Source organism: Actinomycetota bacterium, assembly GCA_014360645.1.
Taxonomy (GTDB): Bacteria; Actinomycetota; Geothermincolia; order Geothermincolales; family RBG-13-55-18; genus Solincola_B.
Genome location: JACIXD010000007.1, coordinates 103766 through 121415 on the forward strand (window position 1 = coordinate 103766; position 17650 = coordinate 121415).

Sequence of the window (17650 nt, forward strand, 5' to 3'; positions counted from 1 at the left end):
GCCCGGGGCGGTTTGAGCGGCACGCGGCGGGGATAAAATGACCGTAGAAGGGGCGTTCGGTCAAAAGGGGGGATGGTCATGGAGACGCCCGAGATCGAGTTCATGCTCTATCTGCTCACGCGCTACATCAAGACCAACGGCATCGATCCGGCAAAGGTGACGGTGGCGGAGCTGATGGAGAACATCAACGTGAACCTCACGCCCATCGGCGGGGGCTGATGGTCCGGGAGGAGCGATCGGTCCGCTGACCCGGGAAGGCCTTACGCGTCCCCCAGGAAGTAGCGGCGGGGGTCGAAGATCCTCACGTCGTAGAGCTCGTCGAGGGTGGGCTCATCCACCTTGCGCAGCCCGCGAGCCACGGAGAGCTCCCACCCGCAAGCGGCGCGTATGGCCTCCACCGCCTCGCGCTCCGAGGGCGCCAGCGCGGGGAAATAGGCCGTGAGCACGAATCCGTCGCCGTCCGTGGGTTTCTCGAAGACCCCCATGGTGGTCACCAGGGTGCGCACCCTTTCCCCGGGGGCGGTGATATAGGAGACGCGCTCCGGGGTGCGCAGCCCGTCCTGGCTCACCGTCACCAGCACCTCCCGCGCCCCCAGGGCCACGTCGCAGGCGCCCCCCGAGCCCACCAGAAAGAGGCCGTACTCCGGCAGTCTGGTGGAATTGATGTTGCCGGCTCGGTCCACCTGCCCCGCGCCCAGGGCCCCGATGGCGCGGCTGCTGCGGGCGCCCACCATGGACCCGAGCACGGTCACGATGTCGGTGAGCATGGTGCAGGTGGGGATGTTGCGGAAGTTGAAGATGAAGGGGTCCCCGGGGCGCGGGGCGTATCCGAAGAAGCCCACCTCCGCCATGAGGTCCACGTCGATCCCGTCGCGGCGCAGGTCGTACCACGCCTTCCAGGCGGCCAGGTTGGAGGCCCCGATGCCGGCCAGGATGGCCCGGTACCCCTCCTTCCTCACCTTCTCCGCGAGCAGGCGCGACGCCTCCACCACCATGAGCTCTCCGGCGCTGTATGCCGGGGAGGCGTCGATCCCCGGGGCGCGTGAAGCCAGTTCGGACTTCCAGGAATCCGAGGCCGCCCTGCCCTTGAGGTGCCATATCCTCTCGTAGCCGAGCTTCTCGATATAAGCGTCGTGGTCCTCCACGTCCAGGACCCACTCCCTCACCCATTCCTCCATCTTCTCCTCGCTGCGGCACGCCTCCCTGAGCTCGAGCATGAAATCCTCGTCCTCGGCATAGGCGTCGAACTCCTTTAACCCCTGGTTGGAGGCCCCCGAGGGGTGCACCCCGAGGGGAGCCGGGCACACCGCCCTCACCAAGTATCCCGGTATCTTCACGAAATGGGAGTAGCGGCGCAGGAAGGAGGTGGGGACGACCTCCTCCACGGTGACCAGCACTCCCTCCCGGGCCGCGAAAGCCGCGTGCACGCCCTCGGCGTAGGGCGGCGTGAGTAGGACGTTGCCGGCCGCGTCCGCCGCCCAGGCATGCAGCAGGGTGAGGTCGGGGCGCAGGGCCCGCACCATCCCCACCTCACCCCCCGGCAGGTCCAGGAGGTGGAAATCCTCCGCGTTCTCCTCCTGCATGGAGCTGCCCCGCAGGGAATGGGTGGGCATCCACTCCACCCCCAGCGCCCCCGCCATGAGGCGCTGCGGCAGGGTGAGCACCGTCCAGTTCTCGATCTCCACCCGCCCCGCGCGGAAGGCCTCCTGGTAGATGCGGTTGGGCCCGGGGAAGGGGTAGGAATCGCCGCAGAAGGTGGTGATGAGCCTGCGCGCCAGTCCTCCCCGCACGAAGAGCACCATGTTGGCGATGAACCCCAGGGAGGATACGGTAAAACCCGGGTCGCTGCCCCAGAAACGGCGGCAGATCTCGTAGACCGCGGCGTTGGGGCGCATGTAGGCGTGGCCGATATGCAGATGCATGGCGGGCCTGATAAGGGTGGAGACGGCCTCCTTCAGGTCCGCGACCTTGCTCCCGGAGGGCTCCTTCTCCGCCAGCTCGACCTTGTCCGCCACCCGCTCCTCGAAAACGCCGAACATGGGTAACCACCTCGAATTTCGCCCGTGCCGCGGGCGTCGGGATTTCTGCTATACTATATCACACTGCGCGTCCCGCACCTGCCGGGAGGCGCCGGCACGGCGGCTCCGGGAGCGCTCTTCCGGCGTCCGGACTGGAGGCCCGCTGCCGGAAAGCCGGAGAGCGGAGATCCTTGCCGGCATCTTATCCAGGAAATCCCTGGCAGCCCGAGAGGAGCCGCCGTGGAGCTCGACATGGCGAGTTGCCCCGCCCGCGGATCGGCATGGGGAGAGGACGCCTGCACCTCCCCCGCCTAGACCCGGAGCGCCCACGGGCAATGCGCCGGGGAGGCGGAAAACGAGGCAAGGCCGCCGCGTGGATGGAAAAAGGGAGGGGGCCTGACGGTGCGCCAGGCCGGACGGGCGCAAGAGCGCCGGGTATAGCGATAAAGGAGATGAGGTCGTTGCTGAAGAAACTGCTCACGCCGCTCAAGGTCCACAACCTGGAACTCCGGAACCGCATGGTGATGACCGCCATGCACCTGAACTTCACCCCCGACGGGAGGGTGAACGACCGCATCGTGGCCTTCTACGAGGAGCGGGCACGGGGCGGCACCGGGCTCATCATCGTGGGAGGGAGCATCATCGACGATTACGCCGGAGCCTACTGGCTGCTGGACATGCGCGACGACTCCTGCATCGAGGGACATTCCATCCTCGCCGAGGCCATCAAGCGCCACGGGGCTGCGGCGGCCTGCCAGCTCTACCACGCCGGGCGCTACTCCCACTCCATGACCATGGAGGGGAGACAGGCGGTGGCCCCCTCGCCGGTGCGCTCCCGTTTCACCAACGAGGAACCGCGCGAGATGACGATCGAGGACATCGAGCGCACCATCCAGGCCTACGCGGAAGCGGCGCTGCGGGTGAAGAAGGCCGGGTACGACATGGTGGAGGTGCTGGCTTGCACGGGCTACCTCATCTGCCAGTTCCTCTCGCCGGTCACCAACCTGCGGACGGACGAGTACGGCGGCTCCTGGGAGAACCGCATGCGCTTCGGGCTGGAGGTGGCGGACGCGGTGCGCGCGGCGGTAGGCACCGACTTCACGGTGGGCTTCCGCATCGCGGGCCACGACTACATCGAGGGCGGCAACACCAACCGGGAGTGGGCCCTCTTCGCCGCCGAGCTGGAGAAGCACGGGGTGGACCTCATCAACGTCACCGGCGGCTGGCATGAGACCAGGGTGCCGCAGCTCCCCATGTCCGTGCCCCGCGCCGGGCTGGCCTACCTCGCGGCGGGGGTCAAGCAGAAGGTGAACATCCCGGTCATCGCCTCCAACCGCATCAACGACGTCTTCGTGGCCGACGAGATACTGCGCATGGGCATGGCCGACCTGGTGGCCATGGCGCGCGGCCTCATCGCCGATCCCGAGATCGCCCTCAAGGCGGCCGAGGGGAGGTACGAGGAGATAACCCACTGCATAGGGTGCAACCAGGGCTGCTTCGACCATGTCTTCTACCTGCAGCCGGTAACCTGTATGCTCAACCCCCGCGCCGGGCGCGAACTCGAATACAAGCCGGAGCGGGCGAAGGCCCCGAAGCGCGTGGCGGTGGTGGGCGGGGGTCCCGCGGGCATGAAGGCCGCCCTGACCGCGGCCCAGCGCGGCCACGAGGTGACCCTTTTCGAGAAGAGCGACGTCCTGGGCGGACAGCTCAACCTCGCCGCCGTGCCGCCGGGGCGCGAGGAGTTCTGGACGGCTGTGGAGGACCTCGACGTCCAGCTGGACGGCGCGGGGGTGGAGCTCCGCCTGGAGACGGAGGCCACGGCGGAGATGCTCAAGCGCGAGGGATTCGACGCCGTGGTGGTGGCCACGGGGGCGCGCCAGGCCGTCCCCCCCATCCCGGGAATCGATGGGCCCAACGTGGTCATGGCCTGGGACGTCCTGGAGGGCAGGGAGGACCCCGAGGGCAGCAACATCGTCATCATCGGGGGAGGCGCCGTGGGCTCGGAGACCGCCATGTACGTGGCCAGCATCGGCACCATCTCCGGGGATACCCTTCTTTACCTCTTCATGAACAACGGCGAGGACGTGGAGACCCTGCGCGAGCTGTGCAGCCGCGGCATCAAAAAGGTCACGGTCATCGAGATGCTGGACAAGGTATGCCGCGACGTCGGCATCTCCACCCGCTGGACCATCCTGCAGGACATGCGCAACCTCGGTATAGAGATACGCAGGAACGCGGTGGCGAAGCGCATCGAGAAGGACAGGGTGGTCATCGACGTGGACGGCCGCGAGGAGGAGATCCCCGCCGACACGGTGATCATCGCCGCCGGCTCGTGCCCCGCCGGTGAGCTTTACGAGGAGCTCAAGGATTCCGGCATGGATGTCTACGTGGTAGGCGACGCCAAGGCGGCTCGCAAGGCCATAGAGGCCATCCAGGAGGGTTACGAGGTCGGCCTCCGGATATAGGGGTCATCCCCTGGATACGGAATGGATGTCCATGTCATGGGTTCCAGGGGCACAGCGCCTTCATCCACGGCAAGAGAGAACGGGGCCGCCCACGTCATGACGGCTTTACGAGCCTGAACCCTTGTGTCGGTCGAGGGTAGTGCGGGCGCGGCGCACGAGGTCGGAGATGATGGCGTCCATCTTGAAGCCGTGCTCCACCACCGTATCCATCATCGCCTTCTGCTGCTCGTTCAGTGGACCGGCCTTCTCCTTGCCCACCGTGCCGGCGTAGGAGATGATCACCGTGAGCGGGGTGCGCAGGTCGTGGGACATCACGGAGCGGATCTCCTCCAGGGTCCGCAGGGCCTCCTCCAGGGCATCTTCACCGGAAGCGGTGACGGCCCTTTCGGGTCCCGCGGCTTTCCGGCCCTCTTCCCCCGCGCATCCTCCGGCCTCTTCCAGCCTGCCGGAAGCGATGAACTCCCGCACCTGCATGGGAAAGGCCTCGGGATCCACCGGCTTCTTGATGAAGCCGTCGAAGCGGGCCAGGACATCCTTCCTCTCCTCCTCCCTGATGGTGGCGCTCAGGGCCACCACGGGCACGTCCCGCAGCCCCGGCACGTCGCGCAATCCCTCGGCCAGCGAGCCGCCGCTTCTTCCCGGCATGTGCAGGTCGAGCAGGACGAGGTCCGGGCGGCGCCGTTCGGCGAAGCGCAGCGCCGCGTCCGCGTTCCCCGTGGCCATGACCTCGAACCCCACGGCCTCGAGTAGGCCGCGCACGATCTCGCGCTCCACACCGCTGTCGTCTATGTACAGGACCAGCTCTTTTCGCGTGTTCCTCATCTCCTGCATGATATCACCGTAGTTAACATCGGACGTCGCGTCATCGGGCATTAGCAAGCGCGGTACACCGCGTAAACCGGCATACAAAGACGCTCTCCCCTTCCTCCCGCCTCCCGCCGCCTTAGCGTCCTTTCCCATCCAATGACCGGTGCCGCCCGTGCAGAGGCGGGGCCGTGACTTTGACCGCCTTCCTTTCGCCTCCCGGCCGCGTTGCTCTATAATTCACCCCGTGACAGGTCCCGTTCATATACCGACAGCGACCTTGAAGGAGAGGTGCCTGGATTGGATATCGTGACCTTCTGCGATTACGGGTTCGGGAGCAACACCTACCTGGTGGTGAACGAGGAGCGCCGGGAAGCGGTGCTGGTGGACGCGGGCGTCGCGGCCTCCCAGGTCCTCGACCACCTGGAGAAGGAGGGGCTGGAGCTGAAAGCCATCCTGCTCACCCACGGCCACCCCGACCACCTTTTGAGCCTTAAGGAGATCGCCGACGCCACCGAGGCTCCGTGCTACATGCACCAGGAGGACGCCCGCCTGCTCGCGCACATCCCCCCCATGCTCCTGCGTATGCTGGGGCTGGAAAAGCTGGAGCTTCCCGAGGAGTTCCTGCCCCTGGAGGACGGGCAGGAGCTGGACCTTGCGGGCATGCGGTTCAAGGTGCTCCTCACCCCCGGCCATTCCGGCGGGAGCGTGTGTTTCCTGACCGACGGGGTGCTCTTCGCCGGCGACCTCATCTTCCGCGGCTCCATCGGGCGGACGGATTTTCCAGGCGGGTCCATGCAGACGCTGCTGCGCTCGGTGAAGGAGAAGGTCTTCACCCTCCCCAGCGACACTCGCATCCTCCCCGGGCACATGGACGCCACCGTGGTGGGCTGGGAGAAGCGGACCAACCCCTTTCTCATGGGCATATGAAGTCCGGGTCTGAAGGAAAATCCCTCCCCGCCGTGTAAGTTATCTCTGTAACGACACGTTGCGCGTCCCACAGGGACGCGGGCTTGAAAAGCGAGGGCGGGAATTGCGCGTAGCAGAAATGAGCCAGCAGAGGCGGATCATCGTATCCCTAGCGATCATCACCGCGCTGGTGGTCTTCGCGCCTTTCGGGTACATGCTCATCGAGGACATGAGCTACTCTGAGGCTCTGTACATGACGGTGATCACCGTTTCCACCGTCGGCTTCAAGGAGGTGAGGCCCCTGTCCACGGCGGGGATGTATTTCACCATCCTGGTCATCGTCATCGGCGTCTTCGACCTCTTCTTCATCATCTCCAGCCTGATCACCTATACCTTCAAGGAGGCCTTCAGAGATACCCTGGGGAGGAGAAGGATGGACCTGAGAATAAGGAAGCTGGAAGGCCACCACATCGTCTGCGGCTACGGCCGCGTGGGAGAGGTGGTGTGCGAGACCCTGGCAAGACACGGCGCCGATTTCGTGGTCATCGAGAAGGACCCCGAGCGCCTCTCCGAGGCCGAAGAGAGGGGATACCTGTTTCTGGAAGGCGACGCCACGGAGACGGAGACCCTGCTGCAGGCGGGGATAAGTAGAGCGAGGGGGATCGTCTGCGCCCTGGAGAGCGACGCCGACAACCTTTTCACCACCCTCACGGCGCGCTCCCTGAACCAGGAGGTGATGATCGTGACCCGCTGCGTGAGCGCCGACTCCGTGGAGAAGCTGCAGTACGCGGGCGCGGACCGGGTGATCTCGCCCTACGCCATCAGCGGCAGGCGCATGGCGAGCTACCTGCTCCGGCCGGGGGTCTTCGACTACTTGGACCTGGTCTCGCACGGGGTCTCCCTCGATTACCGCCTGGAGGAACTCCAGGTGCAGCCCGGAGCGCGCCTCGCCGGCAGGACCATCGGAGAGATGGACATCAAGGCTCGCACCGGGGCCATGATCATCGCCGTGCGCAAGGAGAAGGGGGACAGCTTCAACACCAGCCCCGATAAGGACACCCGCCTGGATGCCGGCGACTTGCTCATAGCCCTGGGGACAGAAAAAGACCTCTCCGTGCTGGAGGAGCTGGCCATCTCCTGAAGGCGGGCCTGGGGTGCCCGGCAGACCACCGTATGTATTATCATGTATTACGAGCTTACAGCGTGCAGGAGGTGGGCCGTTGAGCGACATCGATCTTCTCGCCAGGCTTGCGGGCAAGGCCGCTTCCAGGATAATCCTTCTGGTCATGGACGGCCTCGGGGGGTTGCCCCACCCCGACACCGGCCTCACGGAACTGGAGACGGCGTGCACCCCGAACCTCGACGCGCTGGCGGCTGAATCGGCGTGCGGCCTCATCCACGCCATCGGGCCGGGCATAACGCCCGGAAGCGGGCCCGCGCACATGGCCCTCTTCGGATACGATCCCGTGAGGTTCGAGGTGGGCAGGGGGGTGCTCTCCGCCCTGGGGGTGGGGATGGACCTGGGTCCCGACGACCTGGCGGCGCGGGTGAACTTCTGCACCGTGGAGGGAGGGGTGATCACCGACCGGCGCGCGGGAAGGATCCCCACCGAGACCAACGCCCGCCTTTGCGAGAGACTTTCCGCCATCGCTCTCCCGGGGGTCAAGGTGGTCATCAGGCCGGAGAAGGAGCACCGCGCGGCCCTGGTCTTCACCGCGCCGGGGCTCTCCGACCGCGTCACCGACACCGACCCCCAGAGGACCGGCCTTGCGCCCCTGCCGTGCGAGCCGCTTCCCGACGGGGGAGAGGAGGCCGAGCGCACCGCCTCCATCGTAAACTCCTACCTGGATCAGGCGAGGGAGGTGCTGGCGGACGAACACCCCGCCAACATGATCGTGACGCGCGGCTTCGCCAAGCTCCCCCATATCCCCAGGATGACCGAACTCTACGGCCTGCGCGCGGCGGCCGTCGCCACCTACCCCATGTACCGTGCCGTGGCCAGGCTGGTGGGCATGGAGGTGCTGGACACCGGTCCCTCCTTCGCGGACCAGGTGGGGGCCCTGCGGGAGGCATGGGACGGCTACGACTATTTCTTCGTCCATTACAAGTACACCGACAGCCGGGGGGAGGACGGTGACTTCGATGCCAAGGTGGCGTGCATCGAGGAAGTGGATGCCGAGCTTCCGCGCCTGATGGAGCTGGATCCGGAGGTGCTGGTGGTGACCGGCGACCACTCCACCCCCGCCCTGCTCAAGGGGCACAGCTGGCACCCCTCCCCCCTGCTGCTGCGCTCGCGCCGGGAGAGAAGCGACGGTGTTGAGAGCTTTGGAGAGACGGCGTGCCTGCGCGGATGCCTGGGCGTCTTTTCCGCCGTGGAGCTGCTGCCCCTCATGCTCGCCAACGCTGGGCGCCTGGAGAAGTTCGGCGCCTGATATATCAACGCGACCCCTGAGCCTCGCGACCTCTTCTTTCCGGCCTCGGACTTCACTGCCCGCCGCGCTCCACTGCCCCATCTACTCGCCTATGAGCGAATCGCCGGGTGACAGGAAATCTTTCCTTATCCAGATATCGTTGCTGCCGACATATCTATAATGGATATAATTGGCATCAATATATTCCATGATCACGGGCAGCCTTTCGTGATTGTCCATGTCCGAAGCGCGGTTTGCCCAGTTGTCGTTGGAGTAGAGTATGAATTTGACGGGTTTGTTCTGCAGATCCTCGACCACCTCTTCCTGGTAGAAGTACGGCGCGGCAAGGGCGATCGCCAAAAAGCGTATCGGGCAGGGAACATCCAGCAGATAGTACCAAGACGCCTCGGAGGTGAGGGTCAGGAAACGCTCTCCTTCCTCCAGGTTTTGCTTTATGAATGCCGCGGCTTCCTGATAATCCTCGGGAACGATCACATCGTCATGTACATGCAACGGGAAGTTGGCCTCGATGACCTCACGGTGATAGAGAACCGCCATGGATGAGTTGATGACGAATATGGCCGCGATGAAGGCGGCCGTGAAGCTTCGCAATGGCCCTCCCTCGCCTTGCGCGTAGGAGATCTCTTGCAGGTAACCGGCGAAAAAATATTTCGTAAGCATACAGAACAGGAAGAGATATGAGAATAACGCCGTATAGGACAGATGATTGATGTCCGGACGATGCAGGATGCTTCTCAGGTAAACCACCGAGACAAGCCACATGCCGAGCTCGTCCAGGTGCACGCGCAGAAAAGCGCGGAGTCTCGTGCTGATCCTATCTCCTGCCCCGCGCAAACCCTTGATGGTCATGAGAACGAACCAGAAAGTGCCCAGCGCCGTGGGTAGCAGGAACTTCGCGTGACTCTTCGTAAGGATCCGACCGTCGAGCAGCGCATAATACCTGGGAAGCGTAAGAAACGCAAATCTGACAAACTCGACGAAGCCGTCCCTGATCACCATGCCGATCAAGGCAAGACCGAGAAAAACACCCAACCCGGAGCAGAACAGCATCTTTCGGCCGTATGCGGTGTTTCGAAAGAACAAGAAGTAGAGGGAGGGAAAGAGCAGGGCATATATGATTGTGAGGTAGGCCCCCCGGTCAACCGAATAGACGAGCGAGGCGAAAGGGACGAAAGAGAACAAGAATGCCGCCAGCCAGAGCCTGGTTGGACGGACAAGGCGACCCATGACATGACCGTGCAACGCCGTCAGTGAAAGAAGCCACGTAAACGTGGTTATGTCCCGCGGCAGGACGTTCAAAGAACGGGTAAACGTGTCGATTTCGAGCTTCGAGAGCGCAAAGAGGTAGATGGCCAGAAAGGCGGCGGGGAGGATGAACCCATAAGCCCGGCGCCGTAAGGAATGACAGAAGAAGAAGAGCGAGAACCCGAGAAGGACCACCTTGGAGGCAATACCTAGAGCCGTTTCGCCGGTGATCGGGAAAAGGGGCCGCAGGGTGGCGAAGAGAAGGGCGAAGGTCAACAGCGACAGGACGAGGTTGTTTCTTTGCATACGCAGAACAAGCAGGCCCATCAGGGCATAGGTCACGATCTTGAGGATCGATTCCAGGGTGCGGGACGCGCCTATGGACCGGCCGAACATCTTGAACGCCAATACCGACCTCAGGGGGTCCTGCACCATCCCGTGCACCATGACGAATCCCTTGTATGGAACCTGTCCATGCATATACGAGACGGCCGTGCCGAGCGTTTCGCCATCGTGGACGGGATCGAAAGCCCCCAGATAGAAAGGAGTGCGTATCGACAAAGCCGCGAGTATGAAAATACCGATCAACAGGCATGCCCAGAAAAAGCCCCAGATCGAATCGCAAACACCGGACTCCTCGACTCTCGCCTCCGCCGTCTTACCGGCGAAGAGAAATCCGTTTATCCTCCGGTTTCTCAACAAGAAGAGCAGTAACAGCAGCGCTGACGGCAGGAAGACCATGGTGGCAAGCCTGAGCGTATTGCTGCTCGGGTTATACCGTTGTCTTGGAAGCGCCCCGTTTACCGACCAGGGATTGCTGAAAGGAAGGCGTATCTTATCCCAAAAGATCAGGCTTATGATCACACCTGCCGCGAATACCGCCGCCAGCGCCAGGTGCCTGAGGGAAGAAGTCTTCGCGATCGCCCTCAGGAAACCGCTATTCCCCTTCGTAGAGCAAGGCCTCATCGATCTGCCCTTCCATCAGAGCAAATACGCCGGCACCAACGCTCCCTTAAGATCGACCGCCTTTTTCAATGGGTTCGCCCGAGGACGACCTAAACCTCCATGTTTTTCCCTGGAACCCCAACCCAATATAAGGAGAGAAAAGAGGCCGGTGTCAAACAGCAGGACCTCATCTCGGCCTTGCTTATCAGTCCATGGCTTCTGTCAGTTCAAGCAGCAAAAGAGAGTTGCCGGAAAAGAGTGTCAGCTAGCCGATCTCGGATCCTCAGCCATTCTGCAGATCGATCCGAAGATCATGGTATTCAATTCAAGGCCGAGGACCTGGCCCCGTTATCCTTGCCGCGCAGACCTTGAGCTCGGGGATCTTGGCCACCGGGTCCAGGGCGGCGTTGGTGAGCAGGTTGGCCGCCGCCTCCGCGAAGTGGAAGGGCATGAAGATGATCCCCTTGCCCACCCTCTCCGTCACCCTGGCGTCCACCTCCACGCTGCCCCGCCGCGAGGAGACGGTTACTAGGTCCCCGTCGCGGATGCCCAGCTCCGCCGCGTCGGCGGGGTTCACCTCCACGAAGGCGCGGTCTATCTCCCGCACCAGGGAGGGCGAGCGTCTGGTCATGGTGCCGGTATGGTAATGGAAGATGAGGCGACCGGTGGTGAGCACCAGGGGGTATTCCGCGTCGGGCATCTCCGCCGGCTCGCGGAACTCGCAGGGGGTGAATCTTCCCTTCCCGATGGGAAACGAGTCCACGTGCAGGATGGGGGTCCCGGGGTGGTCCTCGGCCGGGCAGGGCCACTGCAGCCCCCTCGTCCCCAGGCGCGCGTAGGTCATGCCGGCGTAAGAGGGCGTTACCTTGCGGATCTCCTCGAAGACCTCCTCGGGGGAGGAGAACTCGAAGCCCGCGGCGCCCATCCTGCGGGCGATCTCGCATATGATCTCCCAATCCGCCCGGGCCTCTCCCACAGGGGCGATGGCCTTCCGGATGCGCTGCACCCTACGCTCGGTGTTGGTGAAGGTGCCGTCCTTCTCGGCGAAGGATGCCGCCGGAAGCACCACGTGGGCGAGCTCGGCCGTCTCGTTCTCCATGATGTCCGACACCACGAGGAAATCGAGCTTCTCCAAGGCCTCACGCACGTGGTTGATGTCGGGGTCGGAGACCATGGGGTTTTCGCCCATGACGAAGAGCGCGCGCAGACCGCCCTCCGCCGCCCGCCCGGTCATCTCCACCACGGTAAGCCCCGGCTGCCTGGAAAGCCCTTCCACTCCCCAGGCCGCCTCGAACTTGGCCGCCACCTCCTCGTCGTTGACCCGCTGGTAGCCGGGATAGACGTTGGGAAGGCCGCCCATGTCGCAGGCGCCCTGCACGTTGTTCTGTCCGCGCAGGGGGTTCACGCCGCTTCCCGGCTTGCCGATGTTGCCCGTGAGCAGGGCCAGGTCGGCCAGGGCGAGGACGTTGTCGGTGCCGGTGGTGTGCTGGGTTATGCCCATACAGTAGACGATGGAGGCCCGCTCCGCCCCCGCGTAGAGGCGAGCCGCCGCCGCCAGGTCCGCCGCGGGGATGCCCGTGAGCTGCTCCACCCTCTCGGGAGTGTATTCAGCCACTGCCTTCTTGAACTCCTCGAAGCCCTCGGTGCGCGCGGCGATGAACTCCCGGTCCTCGAGCCCCTCGGATACGATCACGTTGGCCAGGCCGTTGATGTACGCCACGTCGCTCCCCGGCCTGGGGCGCAGGTATATCTCCGCGAACTCGCTGAGGTGGATGGCGCGGGGGTCGATGACGATGAGTTTTGCCCCCTTGCGCGCCGCCGCCAGTATCTTTTCCCCGATGATGGGATGCTGCTCGGTGGTGTTGGACCCCACCACCAGGATGACCTCGGCCTCCTCCAGCTCTCCGATGGAGTTGGTCATGGCCCCGCTGCCGAAAGCTGTCGCCAGACCGGCGACGGTGGGGCTGTGTCATAAACGTGCGCAGTGGTCCACGTTGTTGGTGCCGACCACCGCGCGCGCCAGCTTCTGCAGCAGGTAGTTCTCCTCGTTGGTGCAGCGGGCAGAGGCGAAAAAGCCCAGCGCGTCGGGTCCGTGCTCCTTCGCCGCCTTCGCAAGCCCCTCGGCCACCGCCGCCAGGGCGGTATCCCAGTCCGCTTCCACCAGCTTCCCGTCTCTGCGCACCATGGGCCTGGTCAGGCGGCGCTCGCTGTGCACGAACTCGTGCGCATTCCAGCCCTTGATGCAGAGGGACCCCCTGGAGACGGGATGGTCCTTCTGGGGAAGGGTGCCCACCAACCTCCCGCCCCTCACCTCGAGCAGCACCCCGCAACCCGTCCCGCAGTACGCGCAGGTCGAGGGGACCGCGCGGTAGCTCAAGCCCTTGCCGTTCTCGCCCATGTCCTCACTCCCGTTCCAACTTCTCGATATCCTGCTCGCTGCCCAGGAAACTCAGGGGGCTCCTCTCCTCCGCGCTCTCCCCGGCGCGGTAGCCCAGCTTCTCCTCCATGATCTCCTGCATCTTGCGATAGAGGGAGCGCAGGGGGATCTCCGCCGGGCAGGCCTCCTCGCACAGGCCGCAGTCGATGCACCTCCCGGCCATGTCCAGGGCGCGGATGATATGGAAGGAGGGGAACTCCGGCGGGATGACCCCGGGTTCCACCAGGTGGGGGTTCTCCAGGGAGCAGTCCTTGCAGAAGCACATGGGGCAGATGTTGCGGCAGCCGTAGCACTTGATGCAGCGCGCGAACTGCTCCTTCCACCACTCCAGCCTCTCGGCATCGGAGAGCGCCTCCACCCTCAAGATGACCTCGCGACCCGGCGCCGCCTCCGCCTTCTCTCCCAGGGCGACCTCGGAGGGATAGGGGCGGGGGCAGCCGCACCTCTCCGCCTCTTCGGCGCTGCAGGCCACTCCCACCAGCACCAGGCGGTCGAGGTCCACCTGCTCCAACTTGGAGAGCTCGACGAGTGCCCGCTCATCGCAGCCGCGCACCAGCACCGCGAACCTTCCCTCGGGGTATTCCCGCAGCAGCTCCATGAGTATCTTCCCCAGGGGGTAGCGCGCCTCGCCCACCGCCGCCTGCTCCAGGTCGGGGGATTCGGGGTCGGTGATGAGCGCCGGGAGCAGCGTCCCGTCCTCCTCCCTCAAGCAGAGGAAGGCGTCGACACCTTCCTTCAGCTTCTCCCTTACCAGTGACTTGAGGTCACTCATGCCCCCACCTCCGCCTTCTTCCTGCGCAGCGGCGAAGGCCCCAGCGCCCTTATCTCCTCGGTGAAGGAGCGGATGACCTCGGCGTACTTCTCGCCCTCCGCCGCCGAGACCCACTCCAAGCGTAGCCTGCCCTCCTCCAGCCCCAGGAACTTCAATGCCTCCCTTAGCACCTGGAAGCGTTTGGCGGTCATGTAGTTGCCCTTGAGGTAGTGGCAGTCCCCGATATGGCAGCCGGCGATGAGCACCCCGTCCATGCCCTCCTGGAAGGCCTTGACGACGAAATAGGGCGAGATGGTGCCGGTGCACATCACCCTCACGTCCAACACGTTGGCGGGGTACTGCAGGCGCGAGACCCCCGCAAGGTCCGCCCCGGCGTACGAGCACCAGTTGCAGAGAAAGGCGAGTATGCGGATCTCCTCTTCTTCCCTTGCCTTGCTCTCCTCGGCCACGGAACCCACCTCCTCGCTCTCAATCCCGCCAGGCGGACGCCGCCGCCTCGATCTGCTCGAATATCTGGTCGGCGCGGAAGCCCTGCAGGCGGCTGGCGCCCGCCGTGCAGGCCGCGGTGCAGGTTCCGCAGCCCTTGCACAGCGAGGAGTTCACCACCGCTACCCTCCGCTCCGCGTCGTAGGTCACGGCCTCGAAGGGACAGAGCTCCACGCAGATGCGGCACCCCGAGCACCTCTCGGCGTCCACCACCGCCACCACGCCCTCGGTGACTATCTTCTCCTTGCTCAACACCGACTCCGCGCGCGCTGCCGCCGCCGCCGCCTGGGCCACCGACTCCTCAACGGACTTGGGGGCATGGGCCAGCCCGCACACGAAGACCCCGTCGGTGGCGAAATCCACCGGCCGCAGCTTCATGTGCGCCTCCAGGAAGAAGCCCTCGGCGTTGCGGGGCACCTTGAGCATGGGCGCGAGCTCGGCGTTGTCGGGGTTGGCGGTGACGCCCACCGAGAGCGCCACCAGGTCGGCGTTGAGGACCACCGTCTCCCCTCCCAGGTTGGCGTCGGGCACCCTCACCTGCAGCGTGCCCGCCACCTCGCGCACCTCGGGACGCACCACGTCATCGAAGCGGATGAAGACCACGCCCGCCTCCCGCGCCTCCCGGTAGAGGTCCTCGCGGAACCCGTAGGTGCGGATGTCGCGGTAGAGCACGAAGACCTCGGTGGAGGGGCTCAGCTCCTTGAGGGCCAGGGCGTTCTTCACCGCCTCGGTGCAGCACACCTTGGAACAGTACGGGCGCTCCTCCTCCCGCGAGCCCACGCACTGGATCATCACCACCCGCCCCGTGCGCCGCAGAGACTCGTTTTTTTGCGCGATGCGCTCCTCCAGCTCCCACTGGGTGAGTACGCGAGGGCTCTCGCCGTACAGGTATTCCGAGGGCCGGTACTGCCCTCCCCCCGTGGCCACGATCACCGCGCCGTGCTCGAGCAGGGTCTCCCTGCCCTCGCCGTCCCGGATGAGGGTCTTGAACTGGCCCACGAATCCTCCCACGTCCACCACCCGGTGGCCCTTTAACACGGTGATGAGCTCCTCGCGTTCCACCGCATCCACCAGCCCGCGCAGGTACTCCTGTACGTCTTTTCCGTCGCGGTTGAAACGGATGTTGCGCGCCAGGCCTCCCAGCTCCGCTTCCTTCTCCACCAGGTAGACCTGGAACCCGGAGCGGGCCAGGTTGAGGGCGGCGTTCATCCCCGCCACCCCGCCGCCGATGACCAGGCCGCGCGGCACGACCCCGCTCTCGCCCTCCGCCAGGGGCTCCAGACGGCGCGCCTTCTCCACCGCCATCTTCACCAGGTATTTGGCCTTGCGGGTGGCGTTCTCCGGCTCCTTCATGTGCACCCAGGAACAGTGCTCCCTGATGTTGGCCATCTCGAAGAGATATTTGTTCACCCCCGCCGACCGCAGGGTCTCTCGGAAGAGGGGCTGGTGGGTGCGGGGGGTGCATGATGCCACCACCAGGCGGTTGAGCCCGTGCTCATCCACCACCTGCCTTATCCATTCCTGGGCGTCCTGGGAACATGCGTAGAGGCGCTCCTCCGCGAACACCACGCCGGGGAGGCCGCGCGCGTATTCCACCACCGCCGGCACGTCCACGAAGCCCCCGATGTTGGAGCCGCAGCGGCAGATGATGGCTCCCACGCGCGGCTCCTCGCCGCTGACGTCCCTTTCCGGCGGATGCTCGCGGCGCGTGAGCAGGCTCCCCCTCGCCCCGTGCAGGGCCTGGGAGGCGATGCCCGCCGCGGCGGTGGCCTGGGTGACGGTGTCCGGGATGTCCTTGGGCTCCTGGGCCGCCCCGCATACCAGTACCCCCGGCCGAGAGGAGAGCACGGGGAGGAAGGAATCGGCCTCCGCGAAGCCGTAGCCGTTGACCTCCAGTCCCAGTCCCTCCCGGAGCCCGCATGGCGCCTCCAGCCCTATGGACAGCACCACCAGGTCGAACTCCTCCTCGCGCGTGCATCCCTCCTCGTCGGCGTAGCGCAGGAGGAGGTTTCTGGTACGCTGGCGCTCACGGATCCCCGAGACGAGGCCGCGCACGTAGCGAACACCCGACCTCTCCCCGGCGTTGACGTAATACTTCTCGAAGTCCTTGCCGTAGGCGCGCATATCGATGAAGAAGATGGTGGGCTCGATGGTGGGCAGGTGCTCCTTGGCGATGAGGGCCTGCTTGGTGGCGTACATGCAGCATACGCTGGAGCAGTAGCCGTTGCCCACCGTGACGTCGCGGGAGCCCACGCACTGGATGAAGGCGAGCTTTTTCACCTCCCGACCGTCGGAGGGGCGCGTCACGTGACCCTGGGTGGGGCCGTTGGCCCCCAGGATGCGCTCGAACTCCAGCGAGGTCACGACGTTCTCATACACCCCGTAGCCGTATTCCGTCTTGCGGGCGGCATCGAAGGGCCTGTATCCCTGCGCGGCGATGACCATGCCCACGCGGTAGACCTCCTCGCGCTCCTTCTGCTCGAAATCGATGGCTCCCGCCTGGCAGACCTTGGCACAGTTGCCGCATTTTCCCTTCGTCAGCATGCGGCAGACCTCGCCCTCGATGACCGCCGCCCCCGGCACCGCCTGAGGGAAGGGTACGCGGATGCAGCGCGTCTGGTTGAGGTCGGCGTTGTAGGGGTCGGGGATCTTTACCGGGCACTTGGCGGTGCAGTCGCCGCACCCGGTACATCTATCGATATCGACGTAACGGGGGCGGATGCGCAGCCGCACGCTCATGTCTCCCGGCTCCCCTTCGACGGAGAGCACGTCCGCCATGGTGATGACCTCGATGTTGATGTTGGAGGCCACCTCCACCATCTTGGGGGAGAGGATGCACATGGAGCATTCGTTGGTGGGAAAGGTCTTGTCCAGCATGCCCATGACCCCGCCGATGGAGGGGGACGAGTCCACGAGATAGACCCTGTACCCCAGGTCGGCCAGCTCCAAGGAGGCCTGGATGCCCCCCACGCCGCCCCCCACAACCATCACCGCGCCCACCGGGCCTTCGAGTGCCGGGCCGCCGTTTCCGGGCGTGCCGCTCTTTTCGACTGCCTTTCCGTGTCGGTCATTCCCTGTTTTCGTCGCCTGTTCCATCTTCTCGGGGGTCTTCTTGTTCCCGGCGGCCTTGACCTCGG

Annotated in this window: 12 protein-coding genes; 5 read left to right on the plus strand and 7 right to left on the minus strand. The window is 65.0% G+C overall.

Annotated features, from left to right (window positions below; all coding sequences use genetic code 11):
* Positions 1-78 precede the first annotated feature (78 nt).
* Complete coding sequence (locus H5T74_08040; GenBank protein MBC7230323.1) at positions 79-219, plus strand: hypothetical protein; 141 nt, start codon at positions 79-81, stop codon at positions 217-219.
* A 41-nt stretch (positions 220-260) separates the two neighbouring features.
* Here H5T74_08040 and H5T74_08045 read toward each other — a convergent pair whose 3' ends face one another.
* A complete protein-coding gene (locus H5T74_08045) occupies positions 261-2039 on the minus strand; it encodes a glutaconate CoA-transferase (GenBank protein MBC7230324.1) in 1779 nt (592 codons plus the stop codon).
* Positions 2040-2470: 431 nt separating this feature from the next.
* Here H5T74_08045 and H5T74_08050 point away from each other — a divergent pair, with 431 nt between their 5' ends.
* Entirely contained in the window at positions 2471-4483 is a 2013-nt protein-coding gene (locus H5T74_08050; protein MBC7230325.1) for an FAD-dependent oxidoreductase, read from the plus strand.
* Positions 4484-4588: 105 nt separating this feature from the next.
* On the opposite strand, the gene H5T74_08055 is transcribed toward H5T74_08050, so the two are convergent.
* Positions 4589-5305 (minus strand): response regulator, encoded by a 717-nt coding sequence (locus tag H5T74_08055; protein MBC7230326.1) that lies wholly within the window; start codon positions 5303-5305, stop codon positions 4589-4591.
* A 273-nt stretch (positions 5306-5578) separates the two neighbouring features.
* Here H5T74_08055 and H5T74_08060 point away from each other — a divergent pair, with 273 nt between their 5' ends.
* The 3 genes from H5T74_08060 (at position 5579) to H5T74_08070 (ending at position 8628) form a co-directional block, all read left to right on the plus strand.
* Entirely contained in the window at positions 5579-6217 is a 639-nt protein-coding gene (locus H5T74_08060; protein MBC7230327.1) for an MBL fold metallo-hydrolase, read from the plus strand.
* Between the two features lie 103 nt (positions 6218-6320).
* Complete coding sequence (locus H5T74_08065) at positions 6321-7337, plus strand: potassium channel protein (protein ID MBC7230328.1); 1017 nt, start codon at positions 6321-6323, stop codon at positions 7335-7337.
* Between the two features lie 79 nt (positions 7338-7416).
* On the plus strand, positions 7417-8628 hold the full coding sequence (locus H5T74_08070; protein ID MBC7230329.1) for a 2,3-bisphosphoglycerate-independent phosphoglycerate mutase: 1212 nt from the start codon (positions 7417-7419) through the stop codon (positions 8626-8628).
* A gap of 81 nt (positions 8629-8709) precedes the next feature.
* Here the strand turns inward: H5T74_08070 and H5T74_08075 are convergent, their stop codons facing one another.
* The 5 genes from H5T74_08075 to H5T74_08095 form a co-directional block, all read right to left on the minus strand.
* Positions 8710-10839 (minus strand): hypothetical protein, encoded by a 2130-nt coding sequence (locus H5T74_08075; GenBank protein MBC7230330.1) that lies wholly within the window; start codon positions 10837-10839, stop codon positions 8710-8712.
* Between the two features lie 304 nt (positions 10840-11143).
* Entirely contained in the window at positions 11144-13216 is a 2073-nt protein-coding gene (gene fdhF, locus H5T74_08080; GenBank protein MBC7230331.1) for a formate dehydrogenase subunit alpha, read from the minus strand.
* A gap of 4 nt (positions 13217-13220) precedes the next feature.
* The gene (locus tag H5T74_08085; protein MBC7230332.1) at positions 13221-14027 is read right to left on the minus strand and encodes a 4Fe-4S ferredoxin; all 807 of its coding nucleotides are present in this window, start codon (positions 14025-14027) and stop codon (positions 13221-13223) included.
* The gene (locus tag H5T74_08090; protein ID MBC7230333.1) at positions 14024-14476 is read right to left on the minus strand and encodes a hydrogenase iron-sulfur subunit; all 453 of its coding nucleotides are present in this window, start codon (positions 14474-14476) and stop codon (positions 14024-14026) included. The genes H5T74_08085 and H5T74_08090 overlap by 4 nt, the downstream gene beginning before the upstream one ends.
* A 19-nt stretch (positions 14477-14495) precedes the next feature.
* Entirely contained in the window at positions 14496-17609 is a 3114-nt protein-coding gene (locus tag H5T74_08095) for a CoB--CoM heterodisulfide reductase iron-sulfur subunit A family protein (protein ID MBC7230334.1), read from the minus strand.
* Between the last annotated feature and the right edge of the window lie 41 nt (positions 17610-17650).